19 protein-coding genes are annotated in these 23,359 nt (G+C 67.0%); 13 read left to right on the forward strand and 6 right to left on the reverse strand.

Annotation, left to right across the window (positions count from 1 at the left end; all coding sequences use genetic code 11):
- Positions 1-14 precede the first annotated feature (14 nt).
- Both ACNQPB_RS02240 and ACNQPB_RS02245 read right to left on the reverse strand, forming a co-directional pair.
- Positions 15-1,103 (reverse strand): LacI family DNA-binding transcriptional regulator, encoded by a 1,089-nt coding sequence (locus ACNQPB_RS02240; protein ID WP_498748737.1) that lies wholly within the window; start codon positions 1,101-1,103, stop codon positions 15-17.
- Complete coding sequence (locus ACNQPB_RS02245; protein WP_498748739.1) at positions 1,103-2,143, reverse strand: hydroxyacid dehydrogenase; 1,041 nt, start codon at positions 2,141-2,143, stop codon at positions 1,103-1,105. The genes ACNQPB_RS02240 and ACNQPB_RS02245 overlap by 1 nt, the downstream gene beginning before the upstream one ends.
- 288 nt (positions 2,144-2,431) lie before the next feature.
- Here ACNQPB_RS02245 and ACNQPB_RS02250 point away from each other — a divergent pair, with 288 nt between their 5' ends.
- From ACNQPB_RS02250 to ACNQPB_RS02275, 6 genes are all read left to right on the forward strand, one after another.
- Positions 2,432-3,475, forward strand: coding sequence for an ABC transporter permease (locus ACNQPB_RS02250; protein WP_498748740.1), 1,044 nt, complete (start codon positions 2,432-2,434; stop codon positions 3,473-3,475).
- Positions 3,459-4,418, forward strand: coding sequence for a carbohydrate ABC transporter permease (locus ACNQPB_RS02255; RefSeq protein ID WP_498748742.1), 960 nt, complete (start codon positions 3,459-3,461; stop codon positions 4,416-4,418). Before ACNQPB_RS02250 ends, ACNQPB_RS02255 begins: the two co-directional genes overlap by 17 nt.
- 27 nt (positions 4,419-4,445) lie before the next feature.
- Positions 4,446-6,113, forward strand: coding sequence for an extracellular solute-binding protein (locus ACNQPB_RS02260; protein ID WP_498748744.1), 1,668 nt, complete (start codon positions 4,446-4,448; stop codon positions 6,111-6,113).
- Positions 6,110-8,083, forward strand: coding sequence for a DUF2264 domain-containing protein (locus ACNQPB_RS02265; RefSeq protein WP_498748746.1), 1,974 nt, complete (start codon positions 6,110-6,112; stop codon positions 8,081-8,083). Before ACNQPB_RS02260 ends, ACNQPB_RS02265 begins: the two co-directional genes overlap by 4 nt.
- Positions 8,084-8,153: 70 nt before the next feature.
- The gene (locus ACNQPB_RS02270; RefSeq protein WP_498748747.1) at positions 8,154-9,464 is read left to right on the forward strand and encodes an alpha-L-fucosidase; all 1,311 of its coding nucleotides are present in this window, start codon (positions 8,154-8,156) and stop codon (positions 9,462-9,464) included.
- A gap of 113 nt (positions 9,465-9,577) precedes the next feature.
- The gene (locus tag ACNQPB_RS02275) at positions 9,578-10,447 is read left to right on the forward strand and encodes a universal stress protein (protein WP_498748749.1); all 870 of its coding nucleotides are present in this window, start codon (positions 9,578-9,580) and stop codon (positions 10,445-10,447) included.
- Here ACNQPB_RS02275 and rarD read toward each other — a convergent pair.
- The gene (gene rarD, locus ACNQPB_RS02280; RefSeq protein WP_498749081.1) at positions 10,444-11,343 is read right to left on the reverse strand and encodes an EamA family transporter RarD; all 900 of its coding nucleotides are present in this window, start codon (positions 11,341-11,343) and stop codon (positions 10,444-10,446) included. The genes ACNQPB_RS02275 and rarD overlap by 4 nt on opposite strands.
- Before the next feature lie 327 nt (positions 11,344-11,670).
- Here rarD and ACNQPB_RS02285 point away from each other — a divergent pair, with 327 nt between their 5' ends.
- The 7 genes from ACNQPB_RS02285 to ACNQPB_RS02315 all read left to right on the forward strand — a co-directional run bounded on the left by ACNQPB_RS02285 (position 11,671) and on the right by ACNQPB_RS02315 (position 19,765).
- A complete protein-coding gene (locus ACNQPB_RS02285; protein ID WP_498748750.1) occupies positions 11,671-13,101 on the forward strand; it encodes an FAD-dependent oxidoreductase in 1,431 nt (476 codons plus the stop codon).
- 7 nt (positions 13,102-13,108) lie between these two features.
- The gene (locus tag ACNQPB_RS02290) at positions 13,109-14,488 is read left to right on the forward strand and encodes a GAF domain-containing protein (protein WP_498748751.1); all 1,380 of its coding nucleotides are present in this window, start codon (positions 13,109-13,111) and stop codon (positions 14,486-14,488) included.
- A 58-nt stretch (positions 14,489-14,546) separates the two neighbouring features.
- Complete coding sequence (locus tag ACNQPB_RS02295; protein WP_498748752.1) at positions 14,547-15,167, forward strand: hypothetical protein; 621 nt, start codon at positions 14,547-14,549, stop codon at positions 15,165-15,167.
- A 79-nt stretch (positions 15,168-15,246) separates the two neighbouring features.
- A complete protein-coding gene (gene exaC, locus ACNQPB_RS02300; RefSeq protein ID WP_498748754.1) occupies positions 15,247-16,770 on the forward strand; it encodes an acetaldehyde dehydrogenase ExaC in 1,524 nt (507 codons plus the stop codon).
- A 3-nt stretch (positions 16,771-16,773) separates the two neighbouring features.
- Entirely contained in the window at positions 16,774-17,190 is a 417-nt protein-coding gene (locus ACNQPB_RS02305; protein ID WP_498748756.1) for a DUF779 domain-containing protein, read from the forward strand.
- A 74-nt stretch (positions 17,191-17,264) separates the two neighbouring features.
- Positions 17,265-18,008 (forward strand): hypothetical protein, encoded by a 744-nt coding sequence (locus ACNQPB_RS02310; RefSeq protein ID WP_498748757.1) that lies wholly within the window; start codon positions 17,265-17,267, stop codon positions 18,006-18,008.
- A gap of 161 nt (positions 18,009-18,169) precedes the next feature.
- Positions 18,170-19,765 carry an amino acid permease gene (locus ACNQPB_RS02315; protein WP_498748759.1) on the forward strand — a complete coding sequence of 532 codons (1,596 nt, stop codon included), beginning with the start codon at positions 18,170-18,172 and terminating at the stop codon, positions 19,763-19,765.
- 75 nt (positions 19,766-19,840) lie between these two features.
- Here the strand turns inward: ACNQPB_RS02315 and ACNQPB_RS02320 are convergent, their stop codons facing one another.
- From ACNQPB_RS02320 to ACNQPB_RS02330, 3 genes are all read right to left on the reverse strand, one after another.
- A complete protein-coding gene (locus tag ACNQPB_RS02320) occupies positions 19,841-20,476 on the reverse strand; it encodes a DUF2461 domain-containing protein (RefSeq protein WP_498748761.1) in 636 nt (211 codons plus the stop codon).
- 161 nt (positions 20,477-20,637) lie between these two features.
- Positions 20,638-22,815 (reverse strand): catalase/peroxidase HPI, encoded by a 2,178-nt coding sequence (gene katG / locus ACNQPB_RS02325; protein ID WP_498748763.1) that lies wholly within the window; start codon positions 22,813-22,815, stop codon positions 20,638-20,640.
- 76 nt (positions 22,816-22,891) lie between these two features.
- Positions 22,892-23,353: a Fur family transcriptional regulator gene (locus ACNQPB_RS02330; protein WP_498748764.1), complete on the reverse strand. Its 462-nt coding sequence runs from the start codon at positions 23,351-23,353 to the stop codon at positions 22,892-22,894.
- Positions 23,354-23,359: the final 6 nt, after the last annotated feature.

Consider the following 23,359-nt stretch of genomic DNA (forward strand, 5'->3'; position numbering starts at 1 on the left):
GACGTCTTTGCCGCTTAGGACTTGCTCGGCGGGGCCACCGATTCCCGGATCACGATGTGCGTGCCCACGGTGATGGTGTTGTCCGGCCCGGCCCCGGCGTCGTGCGGGGTGCTGGACAGCGCCAGGCGCACGGCTTCGCGTCCGAGTTCTTCCAAGGGAACGCGGACGGTGGTCAGCCGCGGACGCAGTTCGGAGGCCACCGGAACGTCGTCGTACCCCACCAGGGACACATCCTCCGGCACGCGCAGGCCGCGCTCCTGCAGGGCCTCCAGGATGCCCGCGGCCACCAGGTCGTTGGCACCGAACACGGCCGTGAACTTCAGCTTCCGGTCCAGCACTTCCCGCATCCGCTGGTAGCCGAAGCCGCGCCCGAAGGCGCCCTCCTGGACCAGCTCCGGATCCTGCCCGATGCCGCGGGCCTCGTGGGCTGCCCGGAACCCGGCAAGCCGGGCCGCCGTCGTCGAGAAATCTGGGAAGCCGCCGAGGTAGAGGATGCGGCGGTGACCCTGCGAGATGAGGTAGTCGGTGATGGCGAAGGCGCCGCCTTCATTGTCGTAGCTGACCATCCGGGTGGGCACGTTGGCCCCGAGGGAGGGGCGTCCACACAGCACCAGCATCGAGCCGGCTGCCGCGAGCGCCCGCGCCCGTTCGGCCATTTGCTTCCTGTAGCGCGGATCGTCGGAAGCGCCGCCGACGACGATCACGGCGTCGGTGCGCTGCTCCCGCATGAGGTCGACCAGGGCCAGTTCGCGTTCCTTGTCGCCGTGCGTGGCGGTGATGAGGCAAAGCCTGCCGTCGGCGCTGGCCTGGCGCTCAACGCCGCGGGCGATGTAGGCGAAAAAGGGGTCGGCGACGTCGTTGATGATGATGCCCACGGTGCGGGTGGTCGCTCCGGCCAATGCACGTGCGTGGGCATTGGCCACATAGCCGAGGGCGGCCACCGAATGCAGGACGCGCTCACGGGTGCCCTTGGCAACGGGGTAGTTTCCGCTCAGGGTCCGCGACACGGTGGCTACTGAGACGCCGGCGGCGGCAGCGACGTCGGCGATCGTGGCGCCGCTGCGGGCGCCGGAAGCCGCTGCGGGGGAAGTCTTCTCAGTCACTAGGCGATTCTCGCAAGATCTGTGGCGAATACGGGTGAGGCCAGCGGACGGCCTTCAAGAAGGCGTTGCACTTCATTGGTGGCGTGCTGGCCGAGACGGTGCACTTCGTTGCCCAACGCACCGGCGATATGGGGCGTGATGACGACATTCGGCAGCGAGTACAGGACGGAATCCACGGGCAAGGGTTCGGGATCGGTGACGTCAAGGAATGCATCCAGGCGCCCGCTGGCGAGCTCGCGCGTCAAGGCTGCCGCATCTATCAGCCGGCCGCGCGCCGTGTTGACCACCAGGGTGCCGTCCTTCATGAGGGCCAGCTGCCTGGCGCCGATGAGCCCGCGCGTCGACTCGTTGTCCGGCGCGTGGACGCTGACCACGTCCGCGCGTGCGCACAGTTCGTCCAGGCCCACCGGTTCCATCCTGAGGGCGGCGGCGTCGGCCGCCTCCAGGTAGGGATCGTAGACGAGGACGCGGGCGTCCAGGTTCTTCAGCAGGCCCGCCACCAGCCGGCCCACGCGGGATGCCCCCACGATTCCGATCGAAACCCCGTGGGTGCCGATTGCGGGAAAGCCCGCGGGGTTCCGGCTCCGGCCGGTGCGCCGCAGTTGCTCGCTGAAGCGGCTCGCCCGCTTCAGGCCCATGACGATCGCGGCGAAGGTGAACTCGGCCACCGGCACGGCGTTGGCCGCCGCGGAGGATGAGACCTGGATGCCGCGCGCGTAGACCTCGGGGGACAGGAACGTCTTGACGGTCCCGGCGGCGTGAATGATCGTCCGGAGCCGTGGCATGCGGTCCAGTGCGGCTGCGTCGATGAGCGGGGCGCCCCAGCCGGTGACCAGGATTTCGACGGCGGCAAGATCGACGGCGGCATGGGAACCTGCTGCTTCCGCGGAACAGAGGTCCGGGAACGGATCCGGGCTGAGGAAATCCAGCATGCTGTGAAGGCGTGCGAGGTCCTCGCCGCTGAACAGCGTGGACAAAGTATTGCCGGCCATGAGGAATGCGGCTTTCGGCTTGCTGCCTTGCTGGAGATCTGTTGTCACGTGGGCCCGCCCGTTTTCTGCATCACGAAGCACTATGGAAACGCATAGTAAGCGTTTGCTATTTATTTTAGGCTAGGTTCGCGCCCCGAATGCTGTCAATCCCAGCCACCCTGTGCAAATTGGCTGGAAAGATCGGCTTGGCAAACGCTTTCCAAAAAGTCATTGACATCACATCCGGAGGCTCGGTAACTTGTTCTGCGTAGTAAACGCTTACTGTTCGGCGAGGAAATCGCGGCAGTGAAACAGCGGCTACGGCAAGCTCGGACCGGCCACAGACAGAGGAAATCCATGAGCAGCAAAAGCCAGACCCTCCCGGATGCGGCGCCGCCCGCCGTCGTGGATCCCGCGCTGGCGGACGCGGAAGCGGGCCGCGGGAGTGGGACAGGCGCCGGCACGGTGGCGGCGGAACGGAAGAGCAGCTTCATGGCCCGGATCCGGCGGGACAAGGTGATGCTCCTGCTCATCGCCCCCGGATTCCTCTATTTCGTGGTGTTCCATTACGTGCCGCTGGCCGGCAACATCATCGCCTTCCTCGACTACAAGCCCTACCTGGGCTTCATGGACAGCGTGTGGGTGGGACTGGAGAACTTCTCCACGATGTTCGGGGATCCGGCGTTCTGGGAGGCGCTGCGGAACACCCTGGTGATCACCGGGCTGCAGCTGCTGCTCTTCTTTCCCGTTCCAATCTGCCTGGCCCTGCTGCTGAACAGCATCATGTCGGACAGGATCCGGAAGTTCGTCCAGAGCGTGGTCTACCTGCCCCATTTCATCGGCTGGGTGATCATCGTGGCGGTGTTTTCCGAGGTGCTCGGGGCCACGGGCGCCGTTCCGCACCTGCTCGGGAACCTTGGCCTGCCGCGCTTCGACGCCATGACCACCCCGGAATTCTTCCCGTTCCTCGTGACCATCCAGTCCATCTGGAAAGACGCCGGCTGGGGAACCATCATCTTCCTGGCCGCGCTGATGAACGTGGACCAGGAACTCTACGAGGCAGCGGCGGTGGACGGCGCATCCGCCAGGCACCGGCTCTGGCACATCACGCTTCCCGGCATCATGCCGGTGATCATCCTGCTGCTCATCCTCAACCTGGGCAGCATCCTCTCGGTCGGTTTTGAACAGATCGTCCTGCAACGGGACAACGTGGGGCCCGGCGCCGGCGAAGTCCTGGACACCTACGTTTACTTCCACGGAATCCAGGACGGCCAGTGGGGGCCCGCCGCCGCCGTCGGCCTGGTCAAGGGGATCGTCGGACTCGTGCTGGTCCTCGGCGCAAACAAGCTCGCCCATTTCTTCGGCCAGGAAGGCATCTATTCCAATGGCAAGTCCAAGTAGCACCCTGCAGCACCGCCCCGGTAAGCGCAAAAACGGCGAGCGCCCCATCAAAGGGCTGCGCCTCGGCAGCCAACGTCCGGTCTGGATGGAGAAGCCGAACCCGGCAGTCCAGGGTGCCAAGGCCGTAGCCCTGGTGGCCATCTGCTTCCTGGCCCTCTACCCGCTGCTGGCGGTCCTGGCTACGAGCCTGTCCAGCCAGGGCGAGATCGCGAGCAACAACGGGCTGGTCCTGTTTCCGAAGGAGCCTACCTTCGCCGCCTACCAGACCATCTTTTCCGGCGGCGTCGTGACCGACGCACTGGTCCGGTCGCTGCTCATCACAGTGATCGGGACGGCACTGTCCTTGCTGGTCACGGTGGCCATGGCCTACGGGCTCACCCGCAGGGACCTTGTGGGCGGACGCTTTTTCCTCATGACCGCCCTGTTCACCATGCTGTTCAGCCCGGGCATCATCCCGAGCTTCCTGATGGTCAAGGAGCTGGGGCTGCTGGACAGCTACGCGGCCCTGGTGCTGCCCACCCTGATGTCCGCCTTCAACCTGGTGGTGGTCCGTTCCTTCTTCATGAACCTTCCGCAGGAACTCTTCGAAGCGGCAAGGATCGACGGCGCGGGGGACTTCCGCATCCTCGTCCAGATGGTGCTGCCGCTCTCCCGCGGGGTGCTCGCCGTCGTCGGGCTGTTCTATGCGGTGGGTTACTGGAACGCGTTCTTCAACGCGATGCTCTACCTGAACGATGACAAATGGCCGCTGTCCATGATTCTGCGCCAGTACGTGCTGCTCGGGCAGCCGATGGGGGACTCCGCGGTCGCCGAGATCGCGGTTCCTTCGCAGGCGATCCAGATGGCCGTCGTCGTCATTTCCCTGATCCCGATTGTGATCGTCTTCCCGTTCCTCCAGCGCTACTTCACCAAAGGCGTCCTCACCGGCGCCATCAAAGGCTAGCAACACCACTTCGAAAGGAAAGCTCCAATGAATGCAGCACTTCCCCCGTCATTCAGCTCGTCGACGCCGGCACCCAGCCGCCGCAACTTCCTCGCCGTCACCGGTGTCGGCGCGCTGGCGCTGTTCGCCGGCGGGGCCCTGAGCGGCTGCGGCCAGCGGACCGCCGGGGTGGCATCGAACGCCAGCGACGCGCTGCTGCCCACCACCGTGCCGCTGAAGGCCTCCGCGCCGGACATCGCGGGCACCGCCCAGGGCGTGCCGGCCGGCTTCTACAAGTACCCGAAGCCGTTCCGCAGCGTGCAGGCTGCGCCGTTGAAGGGCGGAAAGGTCACCGCGATCACGAATCTTTTCGGCACCGCACCCAATGACAGGGCCAAGAACCCGGCATGGCAGGCCATCGAGGCGCGGCTGGGCGGCCAGGTGGAGATCACCTCGGTGTCCTCGGACGACTACGCCACCAAGTTCAACACCGTGGTGGCCGGCGGCGAACTGCCGGACCTGATGCTGAACGACGGCGCCGCCATCCCCAACATCGTGGAGTTCCTCGAAGCCAAGTGTGCGGACCTCACCCCGCTGATCGGCGGGGACAAGGTCAAGGACTACCCGAACCTCGCAGCGATCCCGCAGGTGTTCTGGAAGCAGACCGTGCAGGCCGGGAAGATCTACTCCCTGCCCATCCCGCGCAACCTCACGGGCGGCTCCGGCTTCATCAACGAAACCCTGCTGAAGAAGGTCGGCCTGGCCTCCACCTCGGAGATCAAGGACAAGGACGATTTCTACCGGGTGGCCAAGGAGCTCACCAACCCCTCGAAGAACCAGTGGGCGCTGGGCAGCACCAAGTTCGGCCTCACCATGCTCCACCACATGTTCCGCACCCCCAACCAGTGGAAGCTCGACGGCGGCAAGCTCACCCGGTACTTCGAGACCGACGAATACCTGGCCGCCATCGAGTTCGCGGCCAAGCTGTACAAGGACGGTCTCTACGTTCCCGGCTCGGAAGGCTGGACGAAGTCCCAGATGAAGAACGCCTTCATCTCGGGCAAGGTGGCCATGATCTACGACGGCCTGCCGGCCTACATCGGCCCCTCCGGCTACGGCGCCACGGTTCCGGAGGCGAACCGGGCCAACAAGGCCGTGCCGTTCCTCCCCGTGGGGCACGACGGCGGGAAGGCCCAGACCTGGCTGGACAACGTGGTCTTCGCCACCGTGATGCTCAAGAAGGCCGACGAGGCAAAGCTGAAGGAAGTGCTCGGCGTCGCGAACTTCCTGGCCGCGCCCTTCGGCAGCGAGGAATACCTCATGCTCAACTACGGCGCCGAAGGGGCGGACTACACCCTGGATGCCAACGGCAACCCGCTGGCCACCGAGCGGGCCCTCCTGGACACCGCCGTGCCGTGGAAGTACCTGGCCGCCCCGCAGCAGGTGGTCTACGACCCCGCCAACAAGGACGTTGTGGACGTCATGCACAAGGCCTACTCCACCCTGATTCCGCTGGGTGTCGAGGACCCCACCGGCACCCTGTTCAGCCCCACCAACGCGGCCAAGGGATCCAATCTGGGCCAGCCGGTGTCCGACGCCGCCACCGCGCTGATCGCCGGACGCGGCACCTCTGCCCAGCTCAAGGACGCCATCGCCGCCTGGCGGAAGAACGGCGGGGACACCATCCGCGGCGAATACGAGTCGGCCCTGGCGTGAGGGATTCCCGGCTCCCGGACAATTGGCTTCCGGACAATTGGCTCCCGGAAAACGACCCCGAACTCTCCCCGTTCACCGGATGGACCCGCGGGCACTGGGAACGCACCGCGGACCGCTGGCTCTCCCATATCCGCCGCTACAGCAGCCCCCTGAAGGCCAGCCCGCGCCTGCCCGGCCGGGTGACCCGCGACGGCGAACGCCGGGAGGGCATGGAAACCATCGGCCGCAGCCTGCTGATGGCGGCTCCGCGGATCGCCGGGGCCGGACGCTCGGATGCCGGGGCTGAGGAACTGGCCGCCTGGTACCGGGAAGCGCTGCTGGCGGGTACCGATCCGGACGGTCCGGAGGCCTGGCCCCTGGGGGTCACCTGCAAACCGCCCCTGCTCGGCGTCACGAACTCCATCGTGGAGGCGGCAAACATCGCCTTCAGCCTCTACACCGCCCGCGCCCGGCTCTGGGACCCGTTGAGGCCCGCGGAGAAGAAGCAGGTGGCCGACTGGCTGCGGCACCACGCCCGGCTGGAGGTGTGGGGGAACAACTGGCAGCTCTTCCCGGCCATGGCCGAAGGCTTCCTGCGCTCCGTGGGCGAGGATGTTTCCGGCTGCATCGGGGCGCGCAACGTGGCCAGGGTGGAGTCCTGGTACCTGGGGGACGGCTGGTACACCGACGGTCCGGAGCACGCCGTGGACTATTACAACGCCTGGGCCATCCACCCTTACCTGTGGGCGTGGTACCGGATGACCGGACAGGAAAACACGCCGGACGGCGTCCGCCACCTGGAACGCCTGCGGCAGTTCGTGGGCAGCTACAGCTTGATGTTTGCCGCCGATGGTGCGGTGCTGCATGTCGGGCGTTCGCTGGCCTACCGCACGGCGGTGCTCGCCGCGCTCTGGTGCGCAGAGATCTCCGGCGTGAACCCCCTGAACCCCGGCCAGACCAGGCGGCTGGCCTCCGGGGTGCTGGCCAACTTCACGGCCAGGGGCGTCGGTGTGGACGGACCGCCGAACCTCGGCTGGTACGGCGAACACCTGGGCAGCTGCCAGGACTACAGCGGCTTCGGCTCACCGTACCTCGCCGGCATCGGCTTCCTGGGCCTGTCCCTGCCAGCGGACCACCCCGTCTGGCAGAAGGGCGAAGAACCCCAACCAACCGACGGGCCGCCAGTCATCCGGCCCCTGCCCGACGTCGGCTGGACCCTGAACACCCATGGGGGACTGGTGGCGCTGACCAACCACGGCAGCGACCACTGCGGACTTCCCGTGGGCGGCGGCGCCGACCCCGACGACCCGCACTATGCCAAGTTCTCCTACTCCACGCACACGGCCCCGGGCACGGGCGAAGCCTTCCGGGACAACATCGACGGGCACCTTGCGCTCGTGGACGCCGACGGCGTTGCCAGCCGCCGCTGCTCGCTGCGGGCCAACCGGGTGGACGGCGCCGTCAGCGGCTCGGTCCACATCCCGCAACTGGACGGCAAGGCGCTGCCCGGCACCGCCGTCGTCACCGTCTCGGTGGTGGACGGCATCCATGAGCTGCGCTGCCATCTGGTCCGTGCACCGGGAGGCTACACGGTGCGCGAGGGCGGTCACACCGTCGCCGCAGCCCACCTGCCGGAGGGCGGCGCGGGCGGTGCCGCCGCCTGGGCGGGCAACGGGGACGTTTCGGTGTCCGTCCGCGGAATCCATGGCTGGACGGAGGCGGCCACCAAGGCCTACGCCGGCGCCAACGCGCTCGGCGAACACTCCCTGGTTCCGTACTTGAGCACGCCGCATCCGGGCGGCGACGGCATCTACATCGCGCTGCACAGCCTCAGCCGCGGCGGCCGGCAGGAAGCGGCGGCGGGGGCGGCCGACGTCGGGCTTTCCGGAACGGTCGTCACCGTCCGCTGGGCCGGGGGTGCCGTGCACGTTTTCGACCTGGCATCCTTCGTGCCCTGGGACAGAGCCGTCGGCAAGGAAGAGGGGAAATAGCATAGCCGGGCTAAAACGGGCAGATTTGAGGTATGGCGCGGGCGGCGCCGGTCCCCGCCAGGACGCGGCAATGCAGCGGTTCCGCTCGCACCGCCTGGGCCAGTTCATCCACTGGGGGCTGTACTCGCTGCCGGCGGGACGCTGGGAGGGTCAGGACTACGATTTCGCGGCCGAGTTCCTGCCCCGCACGGCGAAGATTCCGCAGGAACACTGGGAGGCGCTCGCCGCTGATTTCACGCTGGAAAACTTCGATCCCAGGCAATGGGCCGATACCGCGGCACGGCTCGGCGCCCGCTACATGACCATCACCACCAAGCACCACGACGGCTTCTGCCTCTGGCCCACCGCACACAGCGACTTCCACATAGGGAACACACCCTCGGGGCGCGACGTGCTGGCGGAGCTGATCGAGGCCTACGAAGCGCGCGGGATCGACGTCAATTTCTACTACTCGGTGCTGGACTGGCGGCACCCGGACTGGCGGTTCAGCCTGGAGAACGACGACGACGAGGCCGCGTTTGCGCGCTACCTCGCTTTTGCAGGGGCCCAGTTGGAGGAGCTCGCCACCCGCTACCCTTCCGTGAAAGGCTTCTGGTTCGACGGCACCTGGGACGCCTCCGTGAAGGCCAACGGCCGCTGGACCTGGGAGATCGAGCGCAGGCTCAAGGAGTTGCTTCCCGGCGTCGTGGTCAACAGCAGGCTGCGCGCCGACGACCTTGGCGCCCGGCATTTCGACTCCAACGGAGAGCTCATGGGGGACTACGAAAGCGGTTACGAGCGGCGCCTGCCCGAACCGTGGGACACCTCGGTGGCAGAACGCGACTGGGAGGCATGCATGACCACCGCGCAGGCAACTTGGGGTTACCACCAGGGGGACTGGGCCGCGGAGAGCCTCAAGCATCCGCTGGACATTGTGGACATGCTGGCCCACTGCACATCGCTTGGCGGGAATTTCCTGCTGAACTTCGGTCCGCGCGGGGACGGTTCGCTGCAGCCGGCCGAAGTAGAGATCGCGCACGGTGTGGGGGAGTGGCTGGCGGTCAACGGGGAAGCCATCCACGGTTGCGGCTTCGCCACCGGCTGGGCGTACCCGGGCTGGGGCTACTACACGCGCCACAGCGGGGACGGCAGGGTGTTCGCGGTGGTGACCCGGATGCCGGGCTCGCGCAGGATTCGCCTGCAGCTGCCCGCCGGGCTCCGGCTTTCCGGGATCCGCCCGTTCCCGGGAGCCGAAGGGAGCACGGTGACGGTCCTGTCTGAATCCCTGGCCGAGGTACGGTTTCCTGCCGGGACCTGCGCTCCGGTGGTGGTGGAGCTGGAACTCGTCGAGGCCCAGGGTGGGATCGCGTGGAAGGAGCCGAACCCGGACGTTGTGGAATAGGGCGCTGGGCGGTTGGTGACACTGGGTGCGGATGCTGGGCAGCCAGCGGCGGAAACCGTAGAGTTCACACTACGGAATTGCCGTTGCTGAGCTACCCAAAGAGGGGTAATTACATGCGATACGTCGTTGGTTATTCGTCCAAGGAGCGCGGCGCGGATGCCGTCGCCCTTGCCGCCTCCCTTGCCCGGGCCCAGGATGCTTCACTGGACATCGTCCACGTGGTGGATCCGCACACCCCCTACGCGGGGCTCTACCCCGAAGGCACCGCCGCCACCCCGGCCGAGCAGGCCATCCTCAGGGCGGAGCGGGACAGCCTCGCCCTGGTTCCCGACGGCGTCGAAGCCGCCTTCCGTCCCGTTCCCGCCGAATCGTTCCCCGCCGGCCTGATCGAGGCCGCCGGTGACGACGCCGGACTGATCGTGGTGGGTGCGGCCAGGAACGGACTGTTCAAGCGCTTCACCGTGGGCAGCGTGGCCAATGCCCTGCTGCACGCTTCGCCGGTCCCCGTCGCTCTCGCCCCGCGCGGTTTCAACCGCACCGAACCGGTCACCCGGTTCACGCTGGCCACCGGGCAGCGGGCCGGAGCGGACGCCGCCATCGGCACCGCGATCGCGGCGGCCAACAGGCGCGGCGTGCCACTGCGTCTCGTTTCGCTCGTGACCCTCGACGCCGGACCGGACGAAAGCGGGGAGGCCACCAACGCCGCCCACCGCCACGCCAACACCGTCCTTAGTGCCGCCGCCGCCCGGCTGCCGGAAGGGCACGACGTAAGTGTCGCCGTCGCGCACGGGCGCGACATCGAAGAGGCCATCGACAGCCTGGAATGGCAGGAAGGCGAAGTGCTGATCATTGGTTCCTCGCGCCTGGGCGAGAAGAACAAGCTGTTCATCGGTAGCACCGCGAACAAGATCCTCCGCGCGCTGCCTGTGCCGATGGTGGTGGTTCCGCGCGACTACGAACGCGTGGATTCCATGCCCATCTAGGCGATCTTCGCGGTCCTGGCCTGTTTCCGGAAGGCGGCGTTCTTGCGTGCGTTGCGGAACATGTCCCCGGTGAGCAGCGCCAGGGCGAACCACACGATGCCGAAGCCGATCCAGCGTTCCGTGGTCATGGTTTCGTGCAGCACTGCGAGGGCGACGATGAACTGGAGCAGCGGTGCGAAGTACTGCAGCATGCCGATGGTCGTCAGCGGCAGCCTGCTGGCCGAGGCGCCGAAGAACACGAGCGGCACGGCGGTCACCACGCCGGAGGCGAGCAGCAGCCAGAAGTGCCCGGCACCGTGGCTGGCCAGCGTGGCGCTTCCGCCCAGGCCGAGGACCAGCATTGTGGTCGCCGCGAACGGGGCCAGCACCACCGTTTCCACCGTGAGGCTGGTGACGGCGTTCAGCCGCGGTCCCACCCGCTTCTTCACGAAGCCGTACAGGCCGAAGCTGAACGCCAGCACGAGGGCGATCCACGGCAGCTTGCCGTAAGAGACGGTCAGGACGGCGACGGCGGCGAAGCCGGTCCCGACGGCGGCCCATTGGAGCGGGCGGAGGGTTTCCTTCAGGACGAAGACGCCCAGGAGCACCGAGACAAGCGGGTTGATGAAATAGCCGAGGGAGGCTTCCACGGCGTGCCCGTTGGTGACCCCGTACGTGTAGGTGAGCCAGTTGACCGCGATGAGCATCGCTGCCGCCACCAAGGGCAGGAAGATGGTGCGGTCCTTGAACGCCTTGGCCAATTGGCCCCAGCTGCGCGTGACGGTGATCAGCACTGCGCAGAACAGCAGCGACCAGACCACCCGGTTCGCCACAATCTCCACCGCACCGGCCGGCTGCAGCACCAGGAAGTACAGCGGCAGCAGCCCCCACAGCCCGTAAGCGCCGATGCCGTACATGATTCCCGTCGTCGTCTCGCTTCGCGCCGCCTTGGCAGCGCCAGCAGGCTTCACGGCTGGTGCTCCCGGAGCGGGAGCCGCCACGGACGGGGCGTCAGCAGGCAGGGAGGCTGGAGCTTGTTCGGGCGTAGGCACAGAACCAATAACATCACGTTCCGGCGGGCTATTCCTGAACGGCCGGTCGGAAGGCTGCCTGGAACCCGGCCCGGGCTTCGTTGCGCTCCGTGTCACGGAGGTTCCCGGACGCCCTGTTGCGGGGTCGGCGGGGAATAGACTGGGGCCCTGCCCGCCATTGCGGCAGGGGTTTCGTCTGACGGAGGGTCCACGGTGTCCAACTCGGAAAACAGCTCCACTCGTCCACTGCGCGTCGCCATCATCGGCGCCGGACCGGCCGGTGTCTACGCCGCGGACATCCTGAGCAAATCGAGCGAGGTCAAGGACGGACACCTCGAAGTCAGCATCGACCTCTTCGAGGCGTATCCGGCACCGTACGGCCTGATCCGCTACGGCGTGGCCCCGGACCATCCGCGCATCAAGGGGATCGTCAACGCCCTGCATAAGGTGCTGGACCGCGGCGACATCCGATTCTTCGGCAACGTCACCTACGGCCGTGACCTCACCCTGCACGATTTCCGCTCCTTCTACGACGCCGTCATTTTCTCCACTGGCGCCATCAAGGACGCGGACCTGGCTATCCCGGGCGTCGAGCTGGAAGGCTCCTACGGCGGCGCCGACTTCGTGTCCTGGTACGACGGGCACCCGGATGTCTCCCGCGAATGGCCCCTCGAAGCCAGGGAGATCGCGGTCATCGGCAACGGCAACGTGGCCCTTGACGTCGCCCGGATGCTGTCCAAGCACGCGGACGATCTCCTGGTCACCGAAATCCCGGACAACGTCTACGCCGGCCTGAAGAACTCCCCGGTCACGGATGTCCACGTCTTCGGCCGCCGCGGCCCGGCCCAGGTGAAGTTCACGCCGCTGGAGCTGCGGGAACTGTCCCACACCAACGACGTGGACATCGTCCTCTACCCGGAGGACTTCGAGTTCGACGAAGCCTCGGACGACGCCATCCGCAGCAACAACCAGATCAAGACCATGGTCAACACCCTCACCAACTGGCTGGTGGAGGAACATGCCGAATCGGAGCAGCCCTCCTCCCGCCGCCTGCACCTGCACTTCCTGCACAGCCCGGTGGAGATCTTTTCGGAGAACGGCTCCGGGAAGGTTTCCGGGATCAAGTTCGAGCGGATGCAGCTGGACGGCACGGGCAACGTCAAGGGCACCGGCGAGTTCGTCGACTACCCGGTACAGGCCGTGTACCGCGCCATCGGCTACCACGGCTCGGCGCTGGATGAGCTGGAGTACGACGCCCGCCGCGGCGTCATTCCGAACGACGGCGGACGCGTGCTGGGTGCCGACGGCAAGCCGGTGCCGGGCGTCTACACGACCGGCTGGATCAAGCGCGGCCCGGTGGGCCTGATCGGCCACACCAAGGGCGATGCGCTGGAGACCATCGGCTTCCTGCTTGAGGACCGCCTCTCCCTGCCGCCCGCGGAAACACCGGATCCCCAGGCGATCGTGGACCTCCTGGAGGAGCGCGGCATCGAATACACCACTTGGGAAGGGTGGAACCGGCTGGACGCCCACGAAGCCGCACTCGGTACCCAATGGACCGAAGAGAACCCGGACCGCGGGATCGAACGCGAACGGGTGAAGGTGGTCCCGCGCGAAGACATGATCCGGATCTCCCGCGGCTGACGCTCCGATGACCAACCCCGTCCGCGCCGCGGCGCACGGGAACGAACCCCGTGAGCTGGCACAGCGGCACGCCCGGACCGGGCACGAGCACCTGGCCGCGGGCGGTCTTTCCCTTCCCGACGACGGCGTGCTGCCGGGCCTGCGTCCGCTGGTCCGCGAGTCGTGGAAACGCTCCGCAGCACTGCGGGCCAACCCGGATACGGCCGCTGCTCCCTTGGCCATGGACGTGGACGAGCTGGAGGAATACCGCCGCCAGCACCCGCTGGCCGCCGTCATGCCGGTGATCCGCAAGCTGCTGGTCCAGCCCGGCCAGGACAGCGGCCTGCTGGTCGCCGTAGGCGACGGCCTCGGCCGGCTGCTCTGGGTCGATGGGGACCCGGCGCTCCAGCGACGGGCGGAAAGCATGTTGTTCGTGGCCGGCGCCGACTGGTCCGAGAGGTCCGTCGGCACCAGCGCCCCCGGCACGGCCCTGGCACTGGGACGCAGCATCCAGATCTCCGGAGCGGAACATTACACGCGCGCTGTCCACCCTTGGAGCTGCACGGCCGTGCCCTTCCACGACCCGGACACCGGTGCGTTGCTAGGCGTCGTGGACATCACCGGTTCCGAAAGCGCGGTGGCGCCGCACACCCTGTCCCTCGTCGAGGCGACCGTCGCGGCAGCGCAGGCACACCTTCGGATCGAACGGCTGCAGCAGGCACAGGAGGGCATCCGGCAGAAGGCTGCGGTACCGGGGCGAAACCGGGCAGCCGCGCGGCGGGACCCGGCGCGGAAGGACCCGGACCCGCTGTACCGCAACAGCCTCCAGCTCCTCGGCCGCGAGCAGGCACTGCTCAGCATCGCAGGACGGACAGCCCAGCTGTCCGCACGGCACAGTGAGATCCTCGCCCTGCTGAGCCTGCATCCGGAAGGGCTCAGCGCTGACGAACTGTGTGCCCGGCTCTATCCGGGGGACGGCTCAGCCGTCACCCTCCGGGCCGAGATGGTGCGGTTGCGCAAGGTCCTGCAGGAGCTGAGCCCCGAGGCCGTGCCGGATTCGCGCCCGTACCGCCTGCCGGTCGAACTCTTCCCGGACTCCGGCCAGGTCCTGGGCTGCCTGCAGCGCGGAGCCCACCGGATCGCCCTGGAGATCTACCGCGGGGCGGTGCTGCCGCGCTCGGAGGCGCCCGGCGTCGTCGAGCTCCGGCAGCGTGTCTCCACGCTCCTGCGCGAGGCCGTCCTCACCGACGGCAGCGCCGAATCCCTGCTCAAGTACGCGTCGCTGCCGGAAGCGGCGGACGACGCCGTAGTGCGGCTCGCCGCGCTCAAGCTGCTGCCGCCGCGCTCACCCAAGCGGGCCGCCGTCGTCGCCGAACTGGAACGGATCGACAGCGAACTGTCGGCCTGACCTTTCGGGCGCCGGGCGCTTTCAGGGAACACGGGGTTTCGGACCATAAGCTTCCTCCGTGCTGAACAAACGCCTCGCTGTTGCCCTGACCGTCTCCGGAATCCTCATGGGAGCCAGCGCCTGCGCGGCGCCCGCGCAATCAGCGAATTCCCCGGCTTCGGCCGCTTCCCCGGAGGCATCGTCCGCGGGGAGCGCGGACGCGGGCTGGGACCTCAACCCGGCAGGCGCCGGGCAAAGGATCAGGGCCGCCGGCCTGGACATCTTGAAAGCCGAAGGCGCTGCCGAGCACTACCATGCCCATCTGGATGTCCTCGTGAACGGCAAGCCCGTTGCCGTCCCGGGCGGGATCGGCTTCAGCTTCGGAAACGACGGACAGCCGAACGGAATCTCCGCCCTTCACACGCATGACACCTCGGGCATCATCCACATCGAAGCGCCCACGGCCGGACGGAAATACACCCTCGGCCAGGTCCTCGGGGAATGGGGAGTCCTGGACGGCAAGGACGCCACGGGAACACCGCACGGTGGAACCGGCGGCTGGACGGCCTACATCAATGGATCCAAGCAGAGCGGTCCCGTGAGCGACGTCGTCCTCACGTCCCACGACGAGGTGGTGCTCTCCTTCGGGACTGCTCCGTCCAGGATTCCCGGCTCCTACACGTTCCCGCAAGGCCTCTAGTAGTTGCAACCCCCTCGCAACCTCCCCGCTCCTACGCTGAAGGCGCAGTCAACCACCATGCGCAGCAAAGGAGCTAGCAATGGCAATTTACGCACAGCCCGGCACCGAGGGATCGAAGGTCACGTTCAAGGACCGCTACGAGAACTGGATCGGCGGGGAATGGGTGGCCCCGGTCAAGGGGCAGTACTTCGAGAACATCACCCCGGTGACAGGCAAGGCGTTCTGCGAGGTGGCCAGGGGCACCGCTGAGGACATTGAGCTGGCATTGGATGCCGCGCACAAGGCCGCACCGTCCTGGGGCAAGACCTCCGCCACGGAGCGCGCGTCCGTGCTGAACCGGATCGCGGACCGCATTGACGAGAACGTCGGGCTGCTGGCCGTTGCCGAGACCTGGGACAACGGCAAGCCGGTCCGGGAAACCCTGAACGCGGACATCCCGCTGGCCGCGGACCACTTCCGCTACTTCGCCGCCGCCATCCGCGCCCAGGAAGGCCACCTCTCCCAGCTCGACGACGACACCACCGCGTACCACTTCCACGAACCGCTCGGCGTGGTCGGCCAGATTATTCCGTGGAACTTCCCGATTCTGATGGCCGTCTGGAAGCTCGCCCCGGCGCTGGCCGCCGGCAACACCGTGGTCCTCAAGCCCGCGGAGCAGACCCCGGCGTCCATCCTGGTCCTCGTCGAACTCCTCGCCGACCTGCTTCCCGCCGGCGTCGTGAACGTCGTCAACGGCTTCGGCGTCGAGGCCGGAAAGCCGCTGGCCTCCAGCCCCCGGATCCGGAAGATCGCCTTCACCGGCGAGACCACCACCGGCCGGCTCATCAGCCAGTACGCCGCCAACAACCTGATCCCGGTCACCCTCGAACTCGGCGGCAAGAGCCCCAACATCTTCTTCGAGGATGTGGCCGCCCAGAACGACGCCTTCTACGACAAGGCCCAGGAAGGCTTCACGCTGTTCGCCTTCAACCAGGGCGAAGTCTGCACCTGCCCCTCGCGTGCCCTGGTCCAGGAAGGCATCTACGACTCCTTCATGGCCGATGCCATGGCCCGCACCAACAGGATCATCCAGGGCAACCCGCTGGACACCGACACCCAGATCGGCGCCCAGGCCTCCAACGACCAGCTGGAGAAGATCCTGTCCTACATCGACATCGGAAGGCAGGAGGGCGCCAAGGTGCTCACCGGCGGGGCCGGGGCCGAGCTGCCCGGAGACCTGGCCGGCGGGTACTACGTGCAGCCGACCATCTTCGAAGGCCACAACAGGATGCGGATCTTCCAGGAAGAGATCTTCGGCCCCGTCGTGTCCGTGACCCGGTTCAGCGACTACAACGACGCCATCGGCATCGCCAACGACACCCTCTACGGCCTTGGCGCCGGCGTCTGGTCCCGCAACGGCAACGTAGCCTACCGGGCGGGCCGGGAAATCCAGGCCGGCCGCGTCTGGGTAAACAACTACCACGCCTACCCGGCCGGAGCGGCCTTCGGCGGCTACAAGTCCTCCGGCATCGGGCGCGAGAACCACGCGATGATGCTCGAGCACTACCAGCAGACCAAGAACCTGCTGGTCAGCTACGACGAAAACAAGCTGGGCTTCTTCTAAACCATGGCGCAGGCACTTGAGGCCGCCGTGACGCTGCCCGGGGAGGACTTCTCCCGGGTGGCGCTCACGGCCGCGGCTGTGTCCCTGTTGCGGAAACTCGCGCAGCAGCACGGCCCCCTGATGTTCCACCAGTCCGGGGGCTGCTGCGACGGGTCCTCGCCCATGTGCTACCCGGCGGGGGAGTTCGCCACCGGGGATTCCGATGTGCTGCTGGGCGTTTTCGAGATCGACGGCGGTACGGAACACGCGTGGCCGCTGGAATTCTGGATGTCCCGTGAACAGTTTTCCTACTGGTCGCACACCCATCTGACGGTGGATGTGGTGGACGGGCGCGGCAGCGGATTTTCGGTGGAGGCACCCGAAGGCAAGCGCTTCCTGATCCGCTCGAAACTCATGGATTGGCCCATGCCCGGGACGTAGCTTGGAGCTCGCGCAGACTGCCGGGTTGACGGAGACGTCTAGACTGGAATGCCGTATCCGAATTGAGGAGAAGCATGTCCAAGATCGACGAGACGGTAATGCCGAACGCTGAACCAGCTACCGGCGGCACCAGGAAACGACGCGGACGCAGGGCTGCACCGGTCCCCGCAGTGATCCCGGCGGCCTGGCTCCGTGCCAACGCGGCCGCCGTCGGAGCGCCCGCGCTTGCCGTTGTGGCAGCCGCAGGAATCGCGCTTGCTGCCCAGGGCGGGATTTTCGAGGGGCCGCCCGAAGCCGCTGTACCGGGGGCCGTGGCCGCGCCGGCTGACACAGGGCATTCGGGGGACAAGGGGCACGACGGCGGCAAGACCCATGGGGCCCCGGCCGGCAGTCCGGGACCGAAGGGAGCCGCAACGGCATCCCCTTCCCAGGCACCACCTGTGCCGGATGGTGCCGCGCAGGGCGGTGCCGCTGAGCAGCCCGGGTCGGTGTCGGGCGGTGCCGCTGAGCAGGCCGGTTCGTTACCGGCAGCATCTGTTCCTGCAGAGGCGACCGCGGAGGCTGCCGTTCCCCCGATGAATGCGCCGACTCAAAACGCGCCCGAGCAGCCCACACTGCAGGCCGCGCCCGCGAGCGAAGCTCCTTCCGGCGACAACCAGGGGGACGACCCGGCACCGGCCACTACCTCGACTCCCGATACGGCCCCCACATCCACCCCATCACCGGCACCGAAGCCGTCCCCGATTCCCCTCCTGCCCGTGGTCGGGATTCCCAGCATCACCGCTGTCATCACTGGTGGCGGTCTGCTAGGCAGGTGATCAGGGCCGGAGGTGGTCAGCAGCGGCGATTATGAGGGCCGTCCATCCCTACGCGACACGCCGTAGTTGTCTCACTATGCGGGACAAAAGTGGAGGTCCACTGTATGGACACTACTGTTGATGAGTCTGTTTCACGTACCCGTCAAGATTGTGGACCTCCTATGAACCTCTTCCGGACCAAATCGATCGAGCAGTCCATTTCGGACGCCGATGAACCCGGACGCAAACTCAAGCGCTCCCTCAGCACCTGGGACCTGATGATCATGGGCGTCGCCGTTGCTGTCGGCGCCGGCATCTTCTCGGTAGGCGCCAAGGCCGCGGCAAACTTCGCGGGCCCCGCGGTGACCATCTCCTTCGCGGTCGCCGCCGTCACCTGCGCTCTCGCCATCATGTGCTACGCCGAATTCGCCACCGCCATCCCGGTTGCGGGCTCGGCGTACGTCTTCACCTACGCCACCATGGGCGAGGTCCTGGCCTGGATCATCGGCTGGAACCTCATCCTGGAACTCTTCACGGCAGCCGCTGTGATCGCCAAGTACTGGGGCATCTACCTCAGCAAAGTCTTCGGGCTCATGGGCGTGGACATGCCGCCGGCGCTGAACATCGGCGGAGTGGAGCTGTACTGGGGTGCTTTCCTCATCGTCGCCGTGTTCACGGTGCTGCTGGTCCTCGGAACCAAGCTCTCCGCCCGCGTCGGCAATATCTTCACCCTGATCAAGATCGCTGTGGTGCTCTTCGTCATCGTCGTCGGGTTCACCTATGTGAAGGTCGCCAACTACACGCCTTTCATCCCGGATTCCGTTCCGACGGCAGCCAGCGACGGCACCAACATGCTGAAGCAGTCCTTCTTCGGATTCCTCACCGGCGCCGTTCCCGCCCAGTACGGCACGCTCGGCATCTTCGCCGGTGCGGCATTGGTGTTCTTCGCCTTCATTGGCTTCGACGTGGTGGCGACCTCCGCGGAAGAGGTCAAGAATCCGCAGAAGACCCTGCCGCGCGGCATTTTCGGTGGCCTCGCCGTGGTGACCCTGCTCTACATCCTCGTCTCCCTGGCCCTGACCGGCATGGTGCCCTACACCCAGCTTGCCGAGGCCAAGAGCCCCACACTCACCACGGCGTTCGAAGCCGTCGGCAACACGGACGCCGCCAAGGTGATCGCCTTCGGTTCCCTCATTGGCCTCACCACGGTGATCATGGTGCTGCTCATGGGCCTGGCCCGCGTGGTCCTGGCCATGAGCCGCGACGGACTGCTCCCGCGCGCCCTGTCCCGGACCAGCGACAAGCACGCGACTCCGGCGCGCCTCCAGATCATCTGCGGCACCGCCGTCGCCCTCGTGGCAGGTCTGACCAACGTTGACCTGCTCGAGGAAATGATCAACATCGGAACCCTCTCCGCGTTCGTGATGGTGAGCCTGGGCATCCTGGTGCTGCGCAAGAAGCGCCCGGACCTGAAGCCCGCCTTCCGCGTGCCGTTCGGCAAGGTGCTCCCGGTCGTCTCGGCGGTCCTCTGCCTGTACCTGATGACCAACCTCGCGGTGGAGACGTGGATCTTCTTCGCCATCTGGCTGGTCATCGGCATCGCGATCTACTTCGCCTACGGCCAGCGCCACTCACGCCTCAACGAGAAGTTCGCGGATGCACGCGAAGCAGTCTCCGGCAGCGGCGCAGTGCCCGGCAGTGAGTCCGTGCCCGGCACTGAGTCCGTGCCCGGCACTGAGTCCGTGTCCGGCGAAGAAGACGACCTCAGCAAGGTCTGACACCACACACCGGATGATGGCCGCCCCGGACCGCACGGTCCGGGGCGGCCATTCGTGTTTCCAGGCCGGGGCACCTCACGGTGCGGCGTGTTCGGAAACCCAGTCCACCAGGGGCCGCAGGACCTCCCAGCGGCTTGCGATCTCCCCGGCCGCTGCGGGGGTGGAGAGCCAGGCGGGCTCGCCGAGTTCAAGCCCGGCGGACAAGGACTTGTGCTTCAGCAGTTCCGCCCGCGGATGGTCCTTGTCGAAGCCACGGGGCACCGTCTTGAGCATCTCTCCGCCAATGGAATACCCGCTCTCGGCGATGCCGTCCACGATCTCCTGCAGGGCTTCCCCGCTGGCCGGAGCGGCCACAGCCTCCCGGTAGCGGGCCAGCTGCGCGGGACTGTACGTGTGGCAGCCGCCTCCCAGCATGAGGCCGTCCGCGGCGAGGTGGAGGTAGAAGCCCAAACCTTCCTGCTCCGCCGCGAAGGCGCCCTGGGCCGTCTTATAAGGTGTCTTGTCCTGCGAAAAGCGGACGTCCCGGTAGGGCCGGAAGACTTTGGCGGGTCCGAACTGCGGTTCCAGCTGCTCAAGGAGCGCCGTGAGCGGATCCTTGACCGCGGCGTCGTACGTGTCCTTGTGTTCGAGCCACCATTCGCGGTTGTTGTTTTGTTCCAGCTCCGCATAGAAGCGGAAGGCTTCGTGCGGAATCCCTTGAAATGTGTCCATGGTTGGATCGTAGGTACCCGGGGCACGCAGGACCAGAGCCGCGACCGGCTATGTGGACAGCCGGTGAAATGTGGACAAAAGAGCACCCCGCCGCGGATTATCCGAGACGGGGTGCTCTGCCTGTTGCCAGGCGTCCGGTGCCGGGCAGGCCCGGCGCCTGACTACTTCTTCAGTTCGAAGCGGTCGTTGTCCATGACCTTGGCCCAGGCCTGGGCGAAGTCGGCAACGAACTTCTCCTGTGCGTCGTCGGAGGCGTAAACCTCGGCGAGGGCGCGCAGTTCGGAGTTGGAACCGAAGACCAGGTCCACGCGGCTGCCGGTCCAGCGGCCGTCAGTAGTCGTGTAGCTCTTCTCTTCGGCGTCCGGGGTCCACTCGAGGCCGAGCTCGAGCAGGTTGACGAAGAAGTCGTTGCTCAGGGTGCCCGGGCGGTCGGTGAAGACGCCCAGCTCGGAGCCATCCCAGTTGTTGCCCAGGACGCGGAGGCCGCCGACCAGGACGGTCAGTTCCGGTGCGGACACGTTCAGCAGGTTCGCGCGGTCGATCAGCAGATACTCGCTGGGCAGGTTCAGGAAGCCGCTGTCGTAGTTGCGGAAACCGTCGGCAACCGGCTCGAGCCAGGCGAACTGCTCGGTGCTGGTCTGCTCCTGGGTGGCATCCACGCGGCCCGGGGTGAACGGGACGGTGATGTCGTGGCCGGCAGCCAGGGCTGCCTGCTCCACGCCCACGCCACCGGCGAGGACGACGACGTCGGCGAAGGAAACCTTGACCTCGGAGGAGGCGTTGAAGTCGGCGACAATCTCTTCGAGCTTGGCGATGACCGGCTTCAGCTTCTCCGGCTGGTTCACGGACCAGCTGACCTGCGGCTCCAGGCGGATGCGGCCGCCGTTGGCGCCGCCGCGCTTGTCCGAACCGCGGAAGGAGGCTGCTGCCTTCCATGCGGTGGAGACCAGGTCCTCGACGGACAGGCCGGAAGCGGCGATCTTTTCCTTCAGGACGGCGATCTCGGCTTCACCGATGGTCTGCGCAGGTGCCGCGGGCAGCGGGTCCTGCCAGATCAGGTCCTCGGCGGGAACTTCCTTGCCGAGGTAGCGGGCCTTCGGACCCATGTCACGGTGCGTGAGCTTGAACCAGGCACGGCCGAAGGCGTCTTCCAAGGCGCCAAGGTCGTCCTTGAAGCGGCGGGCGATTGCTTCGTAGGCCGGGTCGGTGCGCAGGGCGAGGTCGCTGGTGAGCATGCGCGGTTCGCGGGTGCCGGAACCGGCGTGTGCTTCCGGAACCAGGTCTGCGCCGCCGTTGTCCTTCGGCTTCCACTGCTTGGCGCCGGCCGGGGACTCCATGAGCTCCCACTCGTAGGCGAAGAGGATGTGCAGGAACTCGTTGTCCCAGCGGGTCGGGTGGTAGGTCCAGGTGACCTCGAGGCCGGAGGTGACGGTGTCGCCGCCCTTGCCGGTGCCGTGGCCGTTCTTCCAGCCGAAGCCCTGCGCCTCAAGCGGTGCGGATTCGGTGTCCGGGCCGATCTTGTCGTCCTTGTGGGCGCCGTGGGTCTTGCCGAAGGTGTGGCCACCGACGATCAGGGCGACGGTTTCCTCGTCGTCCATGCCCATGCGGCGGAAGGTTTCGCGGATGTCGCGGGCGGAAGCCAGCGGGTCCGGGTTGCCGTTGGGGCCTTCCGGGTTGACGTAGATCAGGCCCATCTGGACTGCGGCCAGCGGTGCCTGGAGTTCACGGTCGCCGGTGTAGCGCTCGTCGTCGAGCCAGACCTTCTCCGGGCCCCAGTAAACGTCGTCGTCGGCTTCCCAGACGTCCGGGCGGCCGCCGGCGAAGCCGAAGGTCTTGAAGCCCATGGTCTCCAGGGCCACGTTGCCGGCCAGGATCATCAGGTCGGCCCAGGAGATGGACTGGCCGTACTTCTTCTTGACCGGCCACAGCAGGCGGCGGGCCTTGTCCAGGCTGACGTTGTCCGGCCAGGAGTTCAGGGGCGCGAAGCGCTGCTGGCCGGCGCCGCCGCCACCGCGGCCGTCGTGCGAGCGGTAGGTGCCGGCGGAGTGCCAGGCCATGCGGATCATGAACGGGCCGTAGTGACCGAAGTCGGCAGGCCACCATTCCTTGGAGTCGGTCATGACCTCGGCAAGGTCAGCCTTCACGGCATCCAGGTCAAGCGCCTTGAAGGCCTCGGTGTAGTCGAAGGCGGAGCCGAGCGGGTTCGCCACCGCCGGGTTCTTCGCCAGGATCTTCAGGTTGAGCTTGTTGGGCCACCACTCGTTGTTCGGGGCGCCCTTGGTCGGGTGTACACGGCCGCCATGCGCTACGGGGCACTTGGCAATGGTGCTCTCAGACACAGTTTTCCTTCCGGGGTTGGTTTACAGAGGTAGTCCAGTCGGGCCGAAGCCATCCGGTCGCGGTGCGACCAGGGGGCTAAGGCGTCGCCTGAAGTTCTTTGGCCTGGCAGTCCTGGCAGATTCCCTGGTACAGGACGTCCGCGATCTGGATGGTCATCGGCTTTGAGTGCTCATCCCAATGCGGTGTCAGGCAAGGTGCGTGGCCCACGGCGCAATCCACGTCCTCCACCCGGCCGCATATGGTGCATACGGCGTGGTGGTGGTTGTCTCCCACCCGGGTTTCGTACAGCGCGGGGGAGTGCGGGGGCTCGAAGCGGCGAACCATTTCCAGTTCGGTGAGGTCGCTCAGCACCACATAGACCGATTGCGCTGTCAGTTCCGGGAGTTCCTTGCGCGCGGCGGCGAGGATTCCCTCCGCCGGCGAATGGGGGTTGCGTTCGACGGCGGCCAGGACAGCGAGCCGTTGCTTGGTGACACGGCGGCCGTGGGCATGCAGGGCCGCCGCCCATGCCTGCTGTTCGGCCGTGTGATCTGTCATGCACTC

Source organism: Curtobacterium sp. LFS079, assembly GCF_047977865.1.
GTDB lineage: Bacteria > Actinomycetota > Actinomycetes > Actinomycetales > Micrococcaceae > Arthrobacter.

Bases quoted from the DNA above. Each gene is read 5' to 3' on its own strand.
- ACNQPB_RS02250 (WP_498748740.1), top strand. From the start codon at position 2,432: ATGAGCAGCAAAAGCCAGACCCTCCCGGATGCGGCGCCGCCCGCCGTC.
- ACNQPB_RS02255 (WP_498748742.1), top strand. From the start codon at position 3,459: ATGGCAAGTCCAAGTAGCACCCTGCAGCACCGCCCCGGTAAGCGCAAA.
- ACNQPB_RS02260 (WP_498748744.1), top strand. From the start codon at position 4,446: ATGAATGCAGCACTTCCCCCGTCATTCAGCTCGTCGACGCCGGCACCC.
- ACNQPB_RS02270 (WP_498748747.1), top strand. From the start codon at position 8,154: ATGCAGCGGTTCCGCTCGCACCGCCTGGGCCAGTTCATCCACTGGGGG.
- ACNQPB_RS02275 (WP_498748749.1), top strand. From the start codon at position 9,578: ATGCGATACGTCGTTGGTTATTCGTCCAAGGAGCGCGGCGCGGATGCC.
- rarD (WP_498749081.1), bottom strand. From the start codon at position 11,343: ATGTACGGCATCGGCGCTTACGGGCTGTGGGGGCTGCTGCCGCTGTAC.
- ACNQPB_RS02290 (WP_498748751.1), top strand. From the start codon at position 13,109: ATGACCAACCCCGTCCGCGCCGCGGCGCACGGGAACGAACCCCGTGAG.
- exaC (WP_498748754.1), top strand. From the start codon at position 15,247: ATGGCAATTTACGCACAGCCCGGCACCGAGGGATCGAAGGTCACGTTC.
- ACNQPB_RS02305 (WP_498748756.1), top strand. From the start codon at position 16,774: ATGGCGCAGGCACTTGAGGCCGCCGTGACGCTGCCCGGGGAGGACTTC.
- ACNQPB_RS02310 (WP_498748757.1), top strand. From the start codon at position 17,265: ATGTCCAAGATCGACGAGACGGTAATGCCGAACGCTGAACCAGCTACC.
- ACNQPB_RS02315 (WP_498748759.1), top strand. From the start codon at position 18,170: ATGAACCTCTTCCGGACCAAATCGATCGAGCAGTCCATTTCGGACGCC.
- ACNQPB_RS02320 (WP_498748761.1), bottom strand. From the start codon at position 20,476: ATGGACACATTTCAAGGGATTCCGCACGAAGCCTTCCGCTTCTATGCG.
- ACNQPB_RS02330 (WP_498748764.1), bottom strand. From the start codon at position 23,353: ATGACAGATCACACGGCCGAACAGCAGGCATGGGCGGCGGCCCTGCAT.